Raw genomic sequence first — 20,059 nt, 5'->3', positions numbered from 1 at the left:
GTTTTTCGATGAAATTTGATGAGGGTATATGGTATTCGTTTTCCATTTCAGGGATTGTAGACGTTCCTGACAAGGGAGAACATTTTATACTTTTGCATGAATCAGGTCGAAAAATGCTCCTACGAACTGATTATTATGTTAAATACAATTTTGCTTTAGGCCAAATCATTGAATGTCACGTTGATAAAGTAAACTGCACAGGGCAAGTATTCTTGGAGCCAAAACATCCTTTTTACAACGATGGAGAGGTGTATCAATTTGAAATTGTAAAGACTTTTGTGGAAGAGGATTCTCCTTTCAATGTTACAGTTACTGATTTATATGGGAAAAATATTGATGTTTGGGTGAGTAACCTTGAGGTTGTAAAGGTTAAACAAACTTTTCCACTTAAAGTAAATCAGGTACGAAAAGGCATTCCAATACTTTCTGAAATAACTGCAAAAACGGATGAGTTTGTTGAACCTGAACCGAAACGCGAAGTAAAATTTACTGTAAAGTCAATAAAACGGTACAATTCCGATGATTATTTTATCCTTACAGATGGTAAAAACTTCTCGAAATTAAAATTAAAGCATTTCAAGAAGTACGGCTTTGGTATTGGCGATGAAATTTTATGCGAAATAATTGGCAAAGAATCTACAAACCAGCTAGTTATTGAGCCAAAGAATCCATGGTACACAGTTGGTGAAGTTTATAAATTCGATAAAGTTAGAATTGAAGAGTTTATCGACTTAGAGGGCAATATTTCAAACATAGCAGTTGTTTTTGACAATGGTGGGAATAAATGTGGTGTTCCAATAGCTAATAGCTATTTAGATCAAATTCAGAGCATGAAAACTATCAGTTGTAAAGTGGTAGGATTTAGAAAAGGTCGACCTCAGCTAGAAATCGACCTTTAGTAAGAAATATAAGAGCGATTAAAGCTTAATCTTCACCATATTCCTCAGCAGGTTCTTCACTTTCTTCTGGGAACGAATCTCCATCAGTTCCAATATCATCACTTTCCGAAAAGAAGTCTTTTTCTTCGTCCTCATCCTTAGGCTTGCTGTCTATCTTAACATTTACTTTGATTAAGTAACTTGTATCGTCAGTATCTAATGTGATAGCGTAAAAGAAATCATTATTTGGTTTAGTAACTTTTATAACGCTGTTTAAGTAACCATAAGGGTACTTTTTCTTGACTAGCTCCAACACTTCTGGGGATAAGTTGTTATAACTGATAACCAGTCTTTTCTTTTCCATATATTCCCTTTAATTTTTTTTGCAATAATACATTAAAAATTGAAATTTCATAGATGACATAAAGATTTTTTATTTCTATTTTTTAACTTAATTATAAATTCATTAATAATAACAATAAATGTCTTATAATTAATATTATGTTAAATATAACATAATGAAATAAACCTCAGTAATTATAAACTGAGGTTTAAATATTTAATTTTTACTTCAACTGCTCCGACTTATCTTTAAATTCTAAATATTTCTTATTCATCTCATCACTTTCGGTTCTATATCGAAAATAAATGTTTTTTAATGTTTCAACAGTAGATTTATCGGTGGGCTTAATTTCATTGGCTTTAAGAATGTATGGTAAAGCATTTTTAAATTCTACATTTGCTTTTGCAATTAAAGCGTCATACCTTTCAAGTTCCTTGGCAGGTACTTTGTTTGCATCTTCCAAATATTTTACACCCTTATTATAAATTATAGCACCAAGATTAAAATAGGCATCAAAGAAGGTAGGATCACACTCTATAGATTTTTGATATATCTCTGCAGCTTTTTCAAAATCACTTAACTTATCATAAATTGCGGCCTTATTAAAATATAATGAAGCATTTTTTGGATCATCTTGAATAGCCTTATCAATATAAGTTAACACCTTATTGGGATCCTCATTTTTATTAATATAGTAGTTAATTAGAGCAATAAGAACATTTTGATTCTTTGGATATTTAATAAACCCTTGTTCAAGATAAGGTAATCCTGATTCATTATCACCTAACGATCTGTATGCTTGCTCTAAGTACGAATATGCATTACCTTCTGAGGTATATCCTAATTCAATAGCTTTTTTATATAAATCAACAGCTTCTTTGTTCTTACCATCTAATTGTGCAGAAAGAGCTGAATAGTAATAAATTGCAGTATCTTTTTGATTTAACTGTGGTATCATTCCAATGTTAATAACTGTATTAAAACTATTGTAGGCACATGCATATTTTTTAAAACTATAGCAATTTGAGCCTTCTGAAATAAGCAATTCTTTTAATCTAATGTAGTTTTCTTTGAGAGGTTTAACCTTTTTTCCATTAACATCAATTTCTCTTGCTTTATTAAGACTTTCCATAGCAATAGCGAGAGGGTTCTCAATTACAGGATTAAGTATTTCCCATTTTTCAAGTTTATTGTTAGCAAAATAAAAAATTGCACGGTCAGTAATCAATTTATCAACAAGACTTCCATCTTGCTCCTCTTGAACACTATTCTTTAACTGTCCACCTAACAAAAGTTTGAAAGTTGCCAAATCTGCACCTATCGCAGATTTATAAAGATGTGATTCGTAAATCTCCATCATTAATTCAGCTCTATCAATCCAAACTCCTTCTTTGATGTTTTTCTTAGGGTTTTCTATATCAGCATTACTCTTCTCAACTTTTTTCTTAAGTTGATCAAAGTTAACTTGAACTCCGACTTGTGCATGTACAATATTCAAACCGAAGATCAATAATAAGATGATTGAAAATTTTTTCATTGTGTTGTGAAATTTAAGTTCTAGTTTAATTTTTTGCAAAAATATTGATAATTAATTTATTATTCAAGCTCTGAAATGATATTTTCAGATACATTATCAAACTCATCACCAATTTTTTCATCAGATGATTCTACATTTGCTACTGCAGCAATTGCATCATTATTCTTGAGATTTATTAATCGAACCCCTTGAGTAGCTCTTCCTGTAATTCTCATCTTAGTTACTGAAAGTCTAATAGTTATACCGCTTCTATTGATAATCATCAAATCATTATTATCCGTAACACCCTTAATTGCTATTAGATTACCTGTTTTGGGGGTAATATTTAAGGTTTTTACTCCTTTCCCACCCCTATTTGTAATCCGATAGTCATCTAGCTTAGAACGTTTACCATAGCCCATTTCTGATACAACGAGTATATCTTTTTGTTCAGTATCAGTAACACAAACCATACCAATTACTTCATCTGTTTGTTTAATGGAAATAGCTCTTACTCCACTTCCTGTCCTTCCTATTGGTCGCACAAGTTTTTCAGGGAATCTAATTGCTTTTCCATCTTTTGCTGCAATTAAAACGTGACAAGTGCCATTCGTTAAACAAGCCTCAAGTAATTGATCACCGTCCTTAATAGTAATAGCATTTACTCCATTCTGTCTTGGTCTACTATATGCCTCTAATGAAGTCTTTTTAATTATACCTTTTTTTGTACAAAGAATGATATAATTATTTTGAATATACTCAGTATCAGTTAGTTTTTTAACATTCAGGTATGCTTTCACATTATCGTCACTCTCAATATTCAGCATATTCTGAATAGCTCTTCCTTTAGATGTTTTACTTCCTTCTGGGATATCGTAGACTTTAAGCCAAAAACACTTTCCCTTTTCAGTAAAGAAAAGCATAGTATTATGCATACTAGCGGTATAAAGATGTTCAATAAAATCTTCATCTCTAGTATTGCTTCCTTTAGTACCTACTCCTCCCCTAGCCTGAGTTCTATATTCAGTTAATGGTGTTCTTTTTATGTAACCTAATCTAGATATCGTAATTACAACCTCTTCATCAGCATAAAAATCTTCTGGATTGAACTCTTCAGCATTTGGAATTATTTCGGTTCTACGATCATCTCCATATTTTTCTTTAATATAGAGCATTTCGTCCTTAATAATCTTCATTTGTAAAGCAGTATCACTAAGAATATTCTTTAAAAAAGCAATCTGATTTAGCAATTCATTATATTCTTCTTTTACCTTGTCGCGTTCTAGGCCGGTTAAGCTTCGCAAACGCATATCTATAATTGCACGTGACTGAATATCAGAGAGTCCGAAACGAGTCATTAAACTCTCGCGAGCTATATCTGGAGTTTCAGCTGCACGAATTAATGCTATAACCTCATCTATATGATCGATAGCTATGAGTAAACCCTCGAGGATATGAGCTCTTTTTTCAGCTTGATCTAATTCGAATTGTGTTCTCCTAATAATAACATTGTGACGATGTTTAATAAAAAGAACGATTAGATCCTTAAGGTTCAACACTTTTGGTCGTCCATCAACAAGGGCAATATTATTAATAGCGAAAGAGGATTGTAGTTGAGAATGTTTATAAAGGTTATTTAAAACTACATTTGCAACAGCCTCTTTTTTAAGAATCATTACAACTCGAGTACCCTGACGATCCGATTCATCGTTTATATAGCTAATACCCTCAAGTTTCTTTTCGTTAATCAAGTCAGCAATCCTGCGTATCATCTCAGATTTGTTAACCATATAGGGTATTTCGGTTACAATAATCTTTGATCTACCAGATTCGGTTTGTTCAATTTCAGTTTTAGATCTGATTACCACTCTACCCTTACCAGTATGGTATGATTCCTTAACACCTTGATAACCATAGATAATAGCTCCTGTTGGAAAATCAGGACCTTTGACGTACTTCAATAGTTCATCAATGGTTATTTCGGGATTATCGATGGTTGCACAAATTGCATCAACAACCTCCCTTAAATTGTGAGGAGCCATGTTTGTTGCCATACCAACTGCTATTCCAGATGAACCATTTACTAAAAGGGTTGGGATTTTAGTTGGTAAAACAGTTGGTTCTTCGAGTGAATCATCAAAGTTCAATCTGAAATCGACTGTATTTTTTTCAAGATCTGCTAGAGTTTCTTCTGCAATCTTAGTTAACCGAGCTTCAGTATAACGCATGGCTGCAGGGCTATCCCCGTCAACAGAACCAAAGTTACCCTGTCCATCAACAAAAGGGTATCTTAATGACCATTCCTGAGCCATTCTAACCATGGCATCATACACAGAAGTATCACCATGGGGGTGATATTTTCCTAAAACCTCACCTACTATACGAGCCGATTTTTTAAAGGGTTTACCTGATAAAACTCCAAGCTCAGACATACCGAAAAGTACCCTTCTGTGTACTGGTTTTAACCCATCCCTCACATCGGGTAGAGCTCTTGAAACAATTACCGACATTGAGTAGTCAATGTAGGCAGATTTCATCTCCTCTTCGATGTTGATCTGAATAATTCTTTCTCCTTCAGCCATATTATTAATTAAAGAATCGAAATTATTATTAATAAATACTTTTTTATGAACCCGCTAAAGTACTCAATTATCATCAATAATAAACCATCTTTTCTCAATGAATTATTAACATTAATCATCATATTTACTAAGTGATCTTAATCATAAAAAGTATATTAAACTTTATGCTTGTATTTACGTTATTCTATATTACTTTAGTATTCGAATTCTAATATCAATGTTGTGTATTATGGACTCCAAATTTTCTCAAAAAATAAAAGATATACTTACCTATAGTCGCGAAGAAGCGATTAGGCTAGGTAATAGTTCCATTAGCCCTGAGCACTTGTTCCTCGGTATTCTGCGCGATGGAGAAAGTATTGCCATTGATGTATTAAACTCGTTGGGATTAGATCTGGCTGAGATTAAAAAATTACTAGAAAACAAACTTTTAAACAGTAAAGATATATTGAATGTGAGTGAGCCAGATGAACTTAACCTTTATAAATCCTCTGAAAGGGCTCTAAAACTTGTCTTTTTGGAAGCAAGATCCCTAAAGACAGACGTAGTAAATCCTGCACATCTTCTATTGGCTATACTAAAAGATGAGAACAATTATATTACACAAATTCTAGCAGAGAGAAAGGTTAATTACCTATCGGTTAGAGCTGAACTTGAAATGGGAGAGATTAAATCTCAAGGTGATTTCTCCGATGAGGATGATGAACGTAGCCAATTCGGAGTTCCTCGAGGAGGCTCTCAGCAAACACCAGGCAAACCTGCATCAGACACACCTGTACTTGACAACTTTGGAATTGATTTAACCAAAGCAGCAGAAGAAGGACGCTTAGATCCGATAATTGGTAGAGAAAGAGAGATTGAACGTATTGCCCAAATTTTAAGCAGAAGAAAGAAAAATAATCCTATACTTATTGGTGAACCCGGAGTTGGGAAGTCAGCAATTGCAGAGGGATTGGCCCTACGAATAATAAAAAAGAAAGTATCTAGAGTTCTTTTCAATAAAAGAGTTGTAACCCTTGATTTAGCATCTATTGTTGCTGGAACTAAATATAGAGGGCAATTTGAGGAAAGGATGAAAGCTATTCTCAACGAATTAGCTAAAACCAATGATGTAATTCTGTTCATAGACGAGATTCATACCATTGTTGGTGCTGGAGGTGCAACGGGTTCATTGGATGCTGCAAATATGCTAAAACCCTCTTTGGCTCGAGGAGAACTTCAGTGTATTGGCGCAACAACTCTTGATGAATACCGCGAACATATTGAGAAAGATGGTGCTTTAGAGCGTAGATTCCAAAAAGTAATGGTTGATCCTACATCACCCGAAGAAACTGTTGAAATTTTAAATAATATTAAAGAACGTTATGAAGAACACCATAATGTTACCTACACTCCTGAAGCCATTAATGCTTGCGTTAAATTAACTATGCGTTATATTTCTGACCGACATTTACCAGATAAAGCTATTGATGCGTTAGATGAATCAGGATCTAGGGTTCATATCTCTAATATCAAAGTTCCTGAGAAAATGATTATGCTTGAAAAGCAAGTTGAAGAAGCTAAAAAAGAAAAAATTAAATCGGTAAAAAATCAGGATTTTGAATCTGCTGCTAGTTTTAGGGACAAAGAAAAACAGTTTATAGATCTCTTAGATCAAGAGCAAAAACGCTGGGAGCGTGAACTTACTAAGCATCGTGAGATAGTAAGTGAAGATAAGGTGGCTGAAGTTGTTGCTATGATGACTGGTGTTCCAGTTCAAAGGATTGCACAAGCTGAAGGTGCAAGGCTTGTTAAAATGGCCGATGAACTTAAAGGTTCTATTATTGGTCAAGATGATGCTATAGGAAAGGTTGTTAAAGCAATTCAGAGGAATAGGGCTGGATTGAAAGATCCAAATAAACCTATTGGTACCTTCATTTTTCTTGGACCTACTGGAGTTGGTAAAACACAGCTAGCCAAAGTACTTGCCAGATATCTTTTTGATTCATACGAAAACCTCATTCGTATTGATATGAGTGAGTATATGGAGAAATTTTCAGTATCAAGACTTGTTGGAGCTCCTCCAGGTTACATTGGATACGAAGAAGGAGGTCAATTAACTGAGAAAGTGCGTCGTAAGCCATATTCAGTCGTATTATTGGATGAAGTTGAAAAAGCTCACCCCGATGTTTTTCATATATTACTTCAGGTATTGGATGAAGGTCTTCTTACAGATAGTTTAGGCAGAAGAGTTGATTTTAAAAACACTATTGTTATAATGACTTCCAACATTGGATCTAGAGAACTCAAAGATTTCGGACGGGGTGTTGGTTTTAATACTGCCGCTAAAGAGGCGACAGCAAACGATTACTCTAAAAATGTACTTCAAAAGGCATTGAAAAAGGCTTTTGCCCCTGAGTTCTTAAATCGTATTGACGATATAGTGATATTTAATACCCTGTCAAGACCTGAAATTCACAAAATTATTGATATCGAATTAAAAGGTCTCTATGATAGGATATTAAGCCTTGGTTATTTGATTAAAATATCTCCAGCAGCGAAAGATTTTATTACTGAAAAAGGCTTTGATATCCAGTATGGTGCTAGACCATTAAAAAGAGCCATTCAGAAATACCTTGAAGATCCTATGGCGGAAGTAATTATAAAAAGTACTATGAAAGCGGGTGATGTTATTTCTGTTGGTTTTAATAAGAAGAAAGAAGAAATTATAATCAAAATCATCACTAAAGAGGAAGTGTCTACAGAAATTGTTTTAGATGAAGAATAGATGTTTTAATTTAAAATTATTTTTTTTTAATAAAACGCTGAACAATTTATTAACGTTCAGCGTTTATCATATAAACTAAACCTTGAAAACTATGAGTAATCGAAAAGTTAAATTTGGTGGTAATCCTCTAGAACTTGCAGGAAATGAATTGAAAATTGGTTCGAAAGCACCTGAATTTAATGTACTTGACATTGGCCTAAAGCCAGTAAAACTATCAGATTTTAAAGGCAAAGTAAAACTTATCTCTGTTTTCCCTTCTATTGATACAAGTGTTTGCTCTATTCAAAACCATAAATTCAATAGCGAAGCAGGATCATATGGCGAAAATGTTGCCTTTCTTGCCATTTCAATGGATTTACCCTTTGCATTAAAAAGGTTTTGTGGAGCAGAAGGCATTAACAATCTTAAAACCCTCTCAGATCATCGGGATGCTGATTTTGGTAATAAGTACGGATTTCTTATCAAGGATTTACGATTACTTGCTAGAGGGGTTGTAATTATTGATAAAGATGATAAAATACAATACGTTGAAGTTTTGCAAGAAATAGGAAAAGAACCAAACTATGATGCCGCCTTAAAGGTCTTGAAAGCATTAATCTAAAAACTAAGGACTGCGAAATTTTGCAGCCCTTAGTTTTATATCATCTCTCCCATTAAATCATAGTCATCGCATGACGTGATTTTCACGTTTATAAAATCTCCTACAGCTATTTTTTTATCCGATTTTATTATAACCTCTTGATCAACTTCGGGTGAATCGTATTCTGTTCTTCCTATAAAATTCTCATCTTCAATTCGATCAATAATAACTTTATAAACCTTTCCTACTCTCTTTGAATTATTGCTTAAAGATATCTCACGCTGAATCTCCATTATTTTATTAAAGCGACGATTTTTCACAGAGCTGGATATTTTATCGGGATAGTTATTCGCAGAATAGGTACCCTCCTCCTCAGAATATGTGAAAACTCCTATTCTATCAAACTTTGATTCCTTAACAAAATCAACTAATTCTCTAAAATCCTGCTCTGTTTCCCCTGGATGACCTACTAAGAAAGTAGTACGTATGGCAATGTCAGGTATGCTTTTTCTAAGATTATCCACTAATTTAATTGTCTCATCTTTAGTCAAGCCTCTACGCATTATCTTTAGCATGTTATCGCTAATATGCTGAAAAGGTATATCTATATATTTACAAACTTTAGGATTATTCTTTATTACATCAATTAGTGATATTGGAAAATTACTTGGATACGCATAATGAATCCTTATCCACTCAATACCCTTAATTTCACTAAGCTTTTCAATAAGTTCAGCCAACATTCTCTTACCATAAAGATCAAGTCCATAGTATGTGGAATCCTGAGCAATAATAAGAAGCTCTTTTATACCATTTTGGGCTATTTTAGTTGCCTCATCAACAAGCGATTCAATACTTCTAGAAATGTGTTTACCTCTAATTAAAGGTATAGCGCAATAGCCACAGCCCCAATTACAACCCTCTGATATTTTAAGGTAAGCGTAATGATTTGGGGTAAGTAGCATCCGATCATTTGCGACCTCATTGCTATACTTTGATTTTAAATCTTTAAGAATCTCAGGAAGATCTGTTACCCCATAAAACCCATCAACCTCAGGGATCTCTTTAGATAGATCATCTTTGTATCTTTGGGATAGACACCCCATAACATAAACTCTATCGATAACTCCTTGATTTTTAGCATTTACAAAACGAATAATAGTGTCAGTTGATTCCTCCTTTGCATCGGCAATGAAACCACAGGTGTTAATAACTACTACTTTTGCTGAAGTATCATTAGAATCGTGAACAACCTCCCATCCATCAAAATCCAACTGTTTCATTAAGAATTCCGAATCAACGATATTCTTAGAACAACCCAAGGTCACAACGTTTATTTTTCTTTTGCTTTTCTTCATATTATGGAAAAACCCGGGAGTTATACCCGGGTTAATTATATTGATAAATTTAGATTAGTTAAATAGCGAATCAACAAATTCAACTCGATTAAATATCTGAAGATCAGTTATTTTCTCACCAACTCCTATAAATTTTACAGGGATTTTAAACTGATCAGAGATTCCAATCACTACACCACCTTTTGCTGTGCCATCGAGTTTTGTAAGAGCTAAAGCAGTAACCTCCGTTGATTTAGTAAATTGTTTCGCCTGTTCAAAGGCATTTTGCCCTACCGAACCATCTAAGACCAATAAAACCTCATGGGGCGCATCAGGAATGACTTTCTGCATAACCTTTTTGATCTTCGATAATTCATTCATCAGGTTAATTTTATTGTGAAGTCTCCCTGCTGTATCTATTATCACAACATCCATATTGCTAGCCTTTGCAGATGTTAAGGTATCAAAAGCAACTGAGGCAGGATCTGCACCCATTTGCTGTTTTACAATGGGAACTCCAACCCTATCCGCCCAAATGGTTATTTGATCAACTGCAGCAGCTCTAAAAGTATCTGCGGCACCAATTAATACGGATTTTCCACTACTTTTAAAAAGGTAGGCAAGTTTTCCAATGGTAGTGGTTTTACCAACACCATTAACTCCAACAACCATTATAACATATGGATTTCCACTATTTTTCGCTGGAAACAATTCAGATTCAACTGATTCATTCTCAGCAAGGAGGTTAACAATTTCAGACTTTAATATTTGATTTAGCTCATTAGTATTCAAATATTTATCACTAGCAGCTCTTTTCTGAATCCTTTCAATAATCCTAAGCGTTGTCTCTACGCCCACATCTGAAGATATTAATATCTCTTCAAGGTTGTCTAGCACTTCATCATCCACATGAGATTTACCAATAACAGCCTTGGATATCTTCTTAAGTAGACTCTCCTTAGTTTTTTCAAGACCCTTATTCAGAGAATCTTTGTTCTCCTTTGAAAAGAAATCTAAAACACCCATAAATACTTAAATAAATAGACACTAATATACAAAAAAGAAAAGCTTTCTGATCAAGAAAGCTTTATCAAATATGTCTCAAGCCAAGAAAACAAAACAAATTATTTTGCTTTAAAAAAATCCTGAATCTCAGCGTTGTTAACCATTTCCTCTTTAAACATGTAAGCACCTGTTTTAGGAGATCTTACCATTTTTATGCATTTTGTACGTACCCTTCCGGTACCTTTCTGCATTGTAGCAACTACTTTCTTTGCCATGATTTAAATATTATTTAGTTTCACGATGAAGGGTAACCCTTTTTAATACAGGGTTGTACTTACGGAACTCAAGTCTTTCTGGGGTGTTTTTTTTATTTTTTGTAGTTATATATCTTGATGTACCGGGCATACCACTTTCTTTATGCTCTGTACATTCCATAATAACCTGCACCCTGTTACCTTTCTTAGCCATTTGTAAACTCTTTAGTAAATGTTAATCAACCCTTTTTCTTGTGATTCTTTAAGAACTGCTTTCAGCCCTTTTTTGTTGATGTTACGTACACCAGCTGCGGTAACTTTAAGAGTAACCCAGCGGTTTTCTTCTTCTAAAAAGAATCTTTTTGTTAGAAGATTAGGATAAAACCTTCTTTTGGTTCTCCTCTTTGAATGGGAAACATTATTCCCAACCATCATTTTTTTCCCGGTAATCTGACAAATTCTTGACATCTTTATAATGTTTTTCAAACAGGTTTTTCAAAACAGGACGCAAAATACGTTATAAATATTTAAATATTCAAATTTTTATTGAAAAATATTTCCATTAAATCAAAGATTTTCATCAATTAGCATCAACCTTAACATATTCAGTGCAGTAACGGATGTTCTAAGAATGTTCCTTTGGCGATCAGAAGTAAATACTAATTCTTTGCTAATTAATGATTTATCCGAATAAATAGCAAAACACACGGTACCTACTGGCTTTTCTAAAGTTCCTCCATCTGGTCCTGCAATTCCAGAAACAGCAATCGAATAATCTGTTTTAAGTTTTTCTTTAACTGAAATTGCCATTGCCTCAGCAACAGGTATACTTACAGCACCAAATTTCTTTATTAACTCAGCATCAACGCCTAGAATCTCCTCCTTAACTTGATTAGAATATGCAACAATACTACCCTTATAATACGATGATGAACCAGGAGTTTGCGTGATCAGATGAGCAATTGTTCCACCAGTACAACTTTCTGCTGTAGATACAGTTGCACCTCTTATTTTAAGCATTCGTCCAAGTTCACTTTGTAAAGTGTCGTCTCCTTCTCCAAAAATATTTTTTGGTATAATTTGATATAACTTTTTTACTTCAACATCTATCAATTCTTTAAGATTCATATTTATATCACCATAAGCCGATAATCTTAAACGAATTGATGTGGGGCTAGGCAAATATGCTAGTTTCAAATTTTGTGGCAATTGGCCTTCCCATTCTGATAATTTTTCCGCTAAGAATGATTCTGGTAAGCCAAAGGTTTGAATGGTTCTATGAGTAATAACTTGGTTTGTAGTTAATTTTGACAATCTAGGTATTACCTCATTTTCCATTAAACCAATCATCTCAAAAGGTACGCCCGGCAGAGAGATTAAAATTTTGCCCTTTTTTTCAAACCACATACCCGGTGCTGTTCCTAATTGATTATTAAGGGCAATGCAACAATTAGGTACTTCGGCCTGTTTTCGATTTAATTCGGTAAGTGGCAAACCTCTTTTGCTGAAAAAAGAGGATATGTTATTTAGAGAAGGTTGATGAATTATAAGACTTCCATTAAAATACTCATTTAGTGTTGATTTTGTGATATCATCATTTGTGGGACCAAGTCCCCCAGTCATAATAATAAGATCAGAATTCACAAACGACTCATCTATAGATGCTTTAATTGCCTCCTTTGTATCTGATATTGAAAGTATTCTATTTACTTTTATCCCTATCAAATTTAGATTTTCGGCAATCCAAGCTGAGTTCGTATCAACAATTTGACCTATCAGTATTTCATCGCCAATCGTTATGAATATTGCATTCATTATAGTAGTAATAGAAAGAGTAGCTTTTGATAGCTACTCTTATTGAGCCTCTCAGGGGACTTGAACCCCCGACCTGCGGTTTACGAAACCGCTGCTCTACCAGCTGAGCTAAAGAGGCAATTTGAGGCGCAAAAGTAGCTATTTAATCAACGTTTTCCAATGAGTAAACAAAAAAACTCTAATTAGTTTTTTGTGTCTCATAAATGAAATTTAATGCTTTTAGTCTATCGTAAAGTGGAGGGTGTGAATAGTTTATGATTACATATAAAGGATGAGGGGTTAAATTTGAGTAGTTCAAAGAGGATGTCTTTTTTAAAGCAGTAGCTAAATTATGACCTAAACCATATTTATTTGCAAAACTATCAGCCGAATACTCCATTTTCCTGCTAACTACATTTAGTAGTATACCAAGAATAGTCTCAATTGGGTTAATGAGTAATATAAAACAGATGATATTGAGGTAAAATACAGGTACATTGGAAGAACCTCCCATTACTTGTGTAAAAATAGTGCTTTGAGAGATCAAATTAAAAAAGTATAGAAAAACTGAGGATTGAATGATTCCAATGAAAAGGTTTATCCATATATGATGTTTTTTATAATGACCAAGTTCATGGGCTAATACAGCAATAATCTCTTCATTATTAAGATTATGAATAAGAGTATCGTATAAAAAAATCTTTTTCTTTTTACCAAATCCAGTAAAAAAAGCGTTTGCTTTTGAAGATCTTTTTGAACCATCAATTAGGTATATATCATTAATTGAAAATCCTATTGATTCGGCAAATGAAAGTACTTTTTGTTTTAACTCACCTTCTTCAAGTGGGGTCTTTCTATTAAAAAGTGGTAAAATAACCGAAGAGTAAAGCATGTTCATTAAAAATGAAAATACTAATACTACCCCTAACGCCATAAGCCAGAATAAATGCGGATTTTTAGTATATAACCATGTTAAAAATCCGATTAAAACGCCACCAATTATTGCCGAAAGTAAAAGGGTTTTGATGCCATCGATAAAAAAAAGTTTTTTTGATGATTTATTGAATCCAAACTTTTCTTCTATTACAAAATTGTCGTAATAGCTAAAAGGGATTGAAATTAGAAATGAAACAAACCCAAGAATACCGAAAAAAAGCAATGTTTGAACAACAATACTATTACTATAATTTGATACAAATAATTGTAAATGACCAAAACCTTTAATTGAAAAGAAAACAATAATCAATATAGAGCCAAAGATTGTTTCAATCTGAGAAAATCTAACCTTTTCTCTTTCATATTCTTGTTGTTTCAGATAATTATCTGAATCATAAACGTCTGAAATTAAATCTGGTAACTTTATAGATCTTCCTGTCAGGTTTATCTGTTCAAGTATTATTGAAAAAAGAAGATTAAAAACTAGAATAGCGATAATAATGAAATAAAGGGTATTTACCATGGTTTTAAATGTTATATTTTTTCTACTTTACTTTGTTAGCAATTCTTTCGTTAACAGCACGTTGATAGTTTTCAATTTCGGATAAGGGATAGAATTTTTTGGCTTTAAATAGCCATTCCAATGAAAGATCGAATTTTCCAAGCATTTCGCTTGCAAGTGCGAGATTAAATGCGGCCTTAGCATTAAGTTTTCTATTGTTTAGAGCAAAAACCTTCTGCCATTCTAAGGCTGCTTCCATCCATTGTTCTTTGACTACATATTCGCTTGCTTTTTCCATTTCTTTAGATCCAGTATGAAAAAATTTTCTTTTATCATCTGACCATACTGGAGCAATTTTTTGAGCATATTTCTCCCCACAATCACTTCCAGCATAAGCAGAAGCATTAAAGAATCCTGGAAGTTGATTCCCCACAGTAACTGGAGTCCAATCTGTAGTATCCCACATTAGAGTATCGCGGTAAAGAAATCCATTCAAAATCTGCTTTTTGTGGATATCATAAACTCTCCAATAGCAGTATAATGGAACTTTTAAATATCCATAATAGCATTCAATTTGATTCTCTATAGTTTTATAGGAATCCGTTAATTCAATGATTTTAATGTATTCTAACGAAATAACTAGATCTGCACTATCTTTATTAGCAATAATATTTACAGCGCTCCATGTTAAGGGTTTAATATATCTAGAACTATCTATACGTTGATGTCTTTGAATTGAGATATCTAAATCTTCATATAATGGAGATTTTTGGAGATTTTCTTTTAATGATATGACAGCTTCTTCCGAAGCTAAACTATCTATTGCATAATCAAATCTATCCTTTTTACTATTTCTCTTATTTTGATAAAAATTAATTAGAATTAACGGTTTGTTGAAATCGGATGATATTTTAATTTCAGGTTCTTTAATATATTGTATATCAATTTCTTTATATGGAATACACGAAGTAAATCCTAATGTAAGAATGTAAATCAAGTTTTTATTTATTTTCATTTACTGATGGTTAGTTAAAACAAAAACCATCCATTCGGATGGTTTATTGTTTATTAAATATAAAATTTTTTAGGTATTCATTGCTCCACATACATTAAGCACCTGCCCGCTAACATAAGATGAAAGGTCTGATCCTAAAAAAATACAAGCGTTTGCGACATCTTCAGGAGTACCCCCGCGTTGAAGAGGAATTTTTTTAACCCATTCATTGCGAACATCATCTGGCAATTGATGTGTCATTTCAGTGATAATGAAACCTGGTGCAATCGCATTACTACGAATATTTCTTGAACCTAATTCTTTAGCAATTGATTTAGTAAATCCAATAATGCCAGCTTTCGATGCAGAATAATTTGATTGTCCAGCATTTCCAGAAACACCTACAACTGAGCTCATATTAATAATCGAGCCATTCTTCTGCTTTAACATATATTTCTGTACTGCCTTAGTGAGATTAAAAACAGATTTTAAATTAACTCTTATTACTAGATCCCACTGCTCTTCCGTCATTCTCATTATCAGATTATCGCGAGTAATTCCAGCATTATTTACAAGTATATCAATCCTTCCAAAGTCAGCAATAATATCATCAACCATTTTCTGTGATGATTCAAAATTGCTAGCATCAGAAACATACCCCTTAGCTTTAACACCGAATACTAAAAGCTCTTTTTCCAAATTCTTAAAATTATCATCAGCGGCAATGTCAGTAAATGCAACATTTGCTCCCTCCTTTGCATAAGCAAGAGCTATTGCTCTACCAATTCCTCGGGCAGCACCAGTAATAAGCCCAGTTTTTCCTTCAAGTAATTTCATAGTTTATTATTTGATGATTTTGATGCAAAAGTAAGAAAAACTATAGAAAACAAAACACCCGTATTATTTATTGAAATCATAACTGGTTAAGGTTCTTTAATCTTAAGTACTACTTTCTTAAAATGATCTCTATAATTTTTGTATTACACAAAATATAGCTTATTTTCACCTATTCATACTAATACCAGAACTTAATCATATTCAATAAGCACAAGGCAATGAAAATCAGGATGAAAATTAGAAGTAAAATGCTTCTATCTGTTGTAATAATTGCATCGATGGTATTTTTATCATCCATTGGATACCTTACAAATAAGTTGAAATCCATTTCTCTAAAAGAATCATCTAGCCTTGCCGATGCTATTGCTGCCAAGAATGCAAATCTGATAAAATCATCTTTAACTGCAGAGATGGGAATGGCGAGAACTATGGCTAATAGTTTAGCTGATTTTAGGGAGCACCCAGATGCAAAACGAGTTGAATATACTAAACAGATATTAAAGAATGTTGCAACTCAAAATCCCGATTTTCTATCAGTGTGGTGTATATGGGAATTAAACTCAGTAGATGCAAACTGGAATAAACCTTACGGAAGATTATCTTTAACTTACTTTAGGGAAAATGGAAAATTGATTTTCACTTCAGGACGTGAGAGACTTGACGGAGATTTACTAACAGGTAGTTATTATTATTTGAAAACACATAAAAAAGAGGCTGTCTTCGATCCTTATCGATATACATATAAGGGTTCAAATATCACTATACTTGAAACAAGCGTTTGTGTTCCTCTTGTAGAGGGGGAAAGATTCGCTGGAGTATTTGGATTCGACTTCTCCTTGTCTCACCATCAAGTTTTAATAGATAAAATAAAACCATTTGAAGGTAGTATTGCAATGCTTCTTTCTCAAAATGCTTCAATAGTAGCCCATTCAAATGAAAAATTGATTGGTCTTTCATTTGATAGTATCTATCCCAAAGAAAATAAAATATTTGAAGTAGCTAAAAATATAAATAGTGGTAAAAGTTTTTCAGCCACTTTCATCGACTCAAAAACAAACATTGAGTACTATGCCACTTTTGCCAGTTTTGCAATTGAAAAATCAGAGAACCCATGGACATTGGCTCTTTTTGTTCCAACAAAGGTTTTAATGAAAGAAGCCAATGCTGTTTCTAAAACCTCTTTCGTGGTTATTCTTGTTGGATTGTTTGTTCTAATAATTGTTATTTGGGTAATTGCCTTCAGTATTACCAACCCATTGGTGAGAACAACACAAATACTTGGAAAACTCGCTCAAGGCAATATTGATACCAATAGCAAGTTGAATGTAAAATCTGGTGATGAAATAGAAGATATTGCTAACTCAGTTAACACTCTAATTGATGGGTTAGCCAAAACAGTAAATTTTGCCAATGAAATTGGCAAAGGAAACCTCAATGTATCTTACACTAAACTTAGTGATAGAGATTTGCTTGGTGAATCACTTTTAAACATGCGTAAAAGTATAGAACAAGCAAAAATACAAGAAGATAAGAGAAAAGTTGATGATGAAAAAATGAATTGGGCAACACTAGGTATTGCAAAATTTGCAGAAATACTTCGCCAGAATACTGATGACATGAATGAGTTTTCATATCAAATAATTAGTAACCTAGTTAAATATGTGGATGCAAATGTTGGAGGACTTTTCTTAATTAATAATGATGCTAAGAGTGATATCTTCTTTGAATTGGCATCTTGCTATGCTTATACTAGACGTAAATATTTACAAAAAAGAATTAATCTTGGTGAAGGATTAGTTGGGAGATGTGCAAAAGAAGGTGAAACCATCTATTTAACTGATATTCCTAAAGACTATATTCATATTGTTTCTGGTTTAGGCGATGAGAAACCATCAAGTTTACTTATTGTTCCACTTAAACTTAATGATGAAGTATACGGAGTTATTGAAATTGCTTCTTTTGAAGTAATTGAAAAATATATTATCGATTTTATCGAAAAAATAGGAGAAAGCATAGCCGCCACAGTTTCAAATGTGAAAATAAATATAAGAACCGTAAAACTTTTAGAGGAATCTAAGGTGAAATCTGAAGAATTGGCTTCACAAGAAGAGGAAATGCGCCAAAACATGGAGGAACTTCAGGCTACACAGGAAGAATCAGAGCGGAAATCAATAGAAGCCGAAAGTTTGGTTAATGCCCTTAATGCCTCTAGTTATGTAATTGAGTATGATATCAATGGAAGAGTCATTTCTGTTAATGATGCATATCTCGATTTAACAGGTCAAAAAGCAAAAGAGATAATAGGTACGCATCATAGCGATAACTTGCTGATGACCGAAAAACAGAAGCATAACTATCAAAATTTCTGGAGAGACCTTAAGAATGGGGCAATTCGTAAAGAAACAAATAAGGTTACTCTTTCTGATAAAACATACACCTTCATTGAAACCTATTCACCAATTTTTAATGAAAATCATGAAGTAACAAAAATATTAAAGATAGCACACGACATTACTGATTTTATAGCTGATAAAAGAGAAATAGAAAAATAAAAAAAGAGCCCAAATCATTCCGGGCTCTTTTCATCTTATTATAGGAAAATTTATCTAAAATTGATTCCAACACCTGCATTATATAGTTTATACTTTCCTACAGTATAATCAAAGTGGAAGGCAATAACAGTTAATTTGATTCTTAACCCAATATTTGCATTTACACCACTATTTTTAAACTCTAAAGAAAAAGGGTTTGATATATCGACACCTACGCCTGGAATATTGTACTTTCCTTTTAAATCAACATTTGTTTTTGATTTATTAATACCAACACCCGCATAAACTGTTAAAACAGGGATAGATTTACTTATTAATAATTTCCCAGTATATCCTGTGGCACTAAAATCAAGTGTTTGTTTTGAATTTCCAGTTTGGGGTGCACTTAAGTCAAAATTTGAAGTAAATTTTGTATATCCAAGTAATGCGGAAACATTAAAAGGTAACGCTTTAAATCCTGGTATAAACTCCTTGAACTCGTTCTTAATTCCAAAACCAAACATGCTAAAATTACCAACATCAGGAACATCTATTTTAGGTAAATACCTCACAATAAGTTCGGTATTTAAAGGAAGTCCAATCCCAATCTGAATCATTGGTGATGGAATAAACTTCAAGTTTGCACCTTGTGGAAGAGTCATTGAGGCTGGTTGTCCAGGAATAACTCCGGTTGGAATTAAAACTGGTCCATTTGATTTATTGCCAGTAACTGTTGGCGACAACACGTTTGCAGGGTTTTGCAGCGTCCAAGCCGTTAAGCCAAGTTTTGAAACATCGAAAGTTTTTGAACTTGATGGCGGAATTGCTGTTGCAACAGAAAAGGTGATATCGAAACCTCCAAGTTTATGAGGTTTTGCTGAATTATACCATCCATGATTTAAAGCACTTCCAAACCCATTTGCAAATGGATCAATATAGGCTTTACTTAATTTTGTAGCATCACTAACACTACCCGATAAAAAATTGATTATATTCTCCTGCGCTTTAAGAGTAATTGAACTAAACAAAAGGATGGCTAGGAAGAATAGAAAATGTTTATTTATTTTCATAGTACTAAGATTTAGGTTTATTTTAGTTTTTGAATAAGCGAATATAATTTAATTGTTAAACAATCGATATTAAAAAATGTTGTTTGTTTGTATCTTCTACAAAAATACCAAATACCTTTAATAAAAAGTGCAT

The 20,059-nt window shown here is 33.1% G+C and carries 17 protein-coding genes and 1 tRNA gene; 4 read left to right on the top strand and 14 right to left on the bottom strand.

Annotation, left to right across the window (positions count from 1 at the left end):
- The first annotated feature begins 8 nt into the window (after window positions 1-8).
- Window positions 9-899: a hypothetical protein gene (locus HOO91_10565; GenBank protein ID NOU17983.1), complete on the top strand. Its 891-nt coding sequence runs from the start codon at window positions 9-11 to the stop codon at window positions 897-899.
- 25 nt (window positions 900-924) lie between these two features.
- Here HOO91_10565 and HOO91_10560 read toward each other — a convergent pair whose 3' ends face one another.
- The 3 genes from HOO91_10560 to gyrA form a co-directional block, all read right to left on the bottom strand.
- Window positions 925-1,242 (bottom strand): hypothetical protein, encoded by a 318-nt coding sequence (locus HOO91_10560; GenBank protein ID NOU17982.1) that lies wholly within the window; start codon window positions 1,240-1,242, stop codon window positions 925-927.
- A gap of 202 nt (window positions 1,243-1,444) precedes the next feature.
- Window positions 1,445-2,758, bottom strand: coding sequence for a tetratricopeptide repeat protein (locus tag HOO91_10555; GenBank protein ID NOU17981.1), 1,314 nt, complete (start codon window positions 2,756-2,758; stop codon window positions 1,445-1,447).
- A gap of 59 nt (window positions 2,759-2,817) precedes the next feature.
- On the bottom strand, window positions 2,818-5,319 hold the full coding sequence (gyrA, locus tag HOO91_10550; protein ID NOU17980.1) for a DNA gyrase subunit A: 2,502 nt from the start codon (window positions 5,317-5,319) through the stop codon (window positions 2,818-2,820).
- A 229-nt stretch (window positions 5,320-5,548) separates the two neighbouring features.
- On the opposite strand from gyrA, the gene HOO91_10545 reads away from it, so the two are divergent.
- On the top strand, window positions 5,549-8,086 hold the full coding sequence (locus HOO91_10545; protein NOU17979.1) for an ATP-dependent Clp protease ATP-binding subunit: 2,538 nt from the start codon (window positions 5,549-5,551) through the stop codon (window positions 8,084-8,086).
- 91 nt (window positions 8,087-8,177) lie between these two features.
- Window positions 8,178-8,687 (top strand): thiol peroxidase, encoded by a 510-nt coding sequence (gene tpx / locus HOO91_10540; protein NOU17978.1) that lies wholly within the window; start codon window positions 8,178-8,180, stop codon window positions 8,685-8,687.
- A gap of 35 nt (window positions 8,688-8,722) precedes the next feature.
- Here tpx and rimO read toward each other — a convergent pair whose 3' ends face one another.
- From rimO to fabG, 10 genes are all read right to left on the bottom strand, one after another.
- Window positions 8,723-10,024 carry a 30S ribosomal protein S12 methylthiotransferase RimO gene (gene rimO / locus HOO91_10535; protein ID NOU17977.1) on the bottom strand — a complete coding sequence of 434 codons (1,302 nt, stop codon included), beginning with the start codon at window positions 10,022-10,024 and terminating at the stop codon, window positions 8,723-8,725.
- Between the two features lie 54 nt (window positions 10,025-10,078).
- Complete coding sequence (gene ftsY, locus HOO91_10530; GenBank protein NOU17976.1) at window positions 10,079-11,029, bottom strand: signal recognition particle-docking protein FtsY; 951 nt, start codon at window positions 11,027-11,029, stop codon at window positions 10,079-10,081.
- 98 nt (window positions 11,030-11,127) lie between these two features.
- Window positions 11,128-11,283, bottom strand: a complete 156-nt coding sequence (locus tag HOO91_10525; GenBank protein ID NOU17975.1) for a DUF4295 domain-containing protein — start codon at window positions 11,281-11,283, stop codon at window positions 11,128-11,130.
- Window positions 11,284-11,293: 10 nt separating this feature from the next.
- On the bottom strand, window positions 11,294-11,476 hold the full coding sequence (gene rpmG / locus HOO91_10520) for a 50S ribosomal protein L33 (GenBank protein ID NOU17974.1): 183 nt from the start codon (window positions 11,474-11,476) through the stop codon (window positions 11,294-11,296).
- 11 nt (window positions 11,477-11,487) lie between these two features.
- On the bottom strand, window positions 11,488-11,730 hold the full coding sequence (locus HOO91_10515; GenBank protein ID NOU17973.1) for a 50S ribosomal protein L28: 243 nt from the start codon (window positions 11,728-11,730) through the stop codon (window positions 11,488-11,490).
- A 99-nt stretch (window positions 11,731-11,829) separates the two neighbouring features.
- Window positions 11,830-13,077, bottom strand: a complete 1,248-nt coding sequence (locus HOO91_10510) for a competence/damage-inducible protein A (GenBank protein NOU17972.1) — start codon at window positions 13,075-13,077, stop codon at window positions 11,830-11,832.
- A 45-nt stretch (window positions 13,078-13,122) separates the two neighbouring features.
- Window positions 13,123-13,195, bottom strand: a tRNA-Thr gene (locus HOO91_10505).
- Window positions 13,196-13,255: 60 nt separating this feature from the next.
- A complete protein-coding gene (locus tag HOO91_10500; GenBank protein ID NOU17971.1) occupies window positions 13,256-14,515 on the bottom strand; it encodes a M48 family metallopeptidase in 1,260 nt (419 codons plus the stop codon).
- A gap of 22 nt (window positions 14,516-14,537) precedes the next feature.
- Window positions 14,538-15,509: a hypothetical protein gene (locus tag HOO91_10495; protein NOU17970.1), complete on the bottom strand. Its 972-nt coding sequence runs from the start codon at window positions 15,507-15,509 to the stop codon at window positions 14,538-14,540.
- 69 nt (window positions 15,510-15,578) lie between these two features.
- Window positions 15,579-16,325, bottom strand: coding sequence for a 3-oxoacyl-[acyl-carrier-protein] reductase (fabG, locus tag HOO91_10490; protein NOU17969.1), 747 nt, complete (start codon window positions 16,323-16,325; stop codon window positions 15,579-15,581).
- Between the two features lie 218 nt (window positions 16,326-16,543).
- On the opposite strand from fabG, the gene HOO91_10485 reads away from it, so the two are divergent.
- Window positions 16,544-18,877: a GAF domain-containing protein gene (locus tag HOO91_10485; protein NOU17968.1), complete on the top strand. Its 2,334-nt coding sequence runs from the start codon at window positions 16,544-16,546 to the stop codon at window positions 18,875-18,877.
- 50 nt (window positions 18,878-18,927) lie between these two features.
- Here HOO91_10485 and HOO91_10480 read toward each other — a convergent pair whose 3' ends face one another.
- The gene (locus HOO91_10480) at window positions 18,928-19,926 is read right to left on the bottom strand and encodes a hypothetical protein (GenBank protein ID NOU17967.1); all 999 of its coding nucleotides are present in this window, start codon (window positions 19,924-19,926) and stop codon (window positions 18,928-18,930) included.
- Window positions 19,927-20,059 lie beyond the last annotated feature (133 nt).

The sequence above is a fragment of the Bacteroidales bacterium genome (assembly GCA_013141385.1).
GTDB lineage: Bacteria > Bacteroidota > Bacteroidia > Bacteroidales > Tenuifilaceae > UBA8529.
Note: the sequence above shows the minus strand (reverse complement) of the source record. Positions and strands in the feature narration are given on the sequence as shown.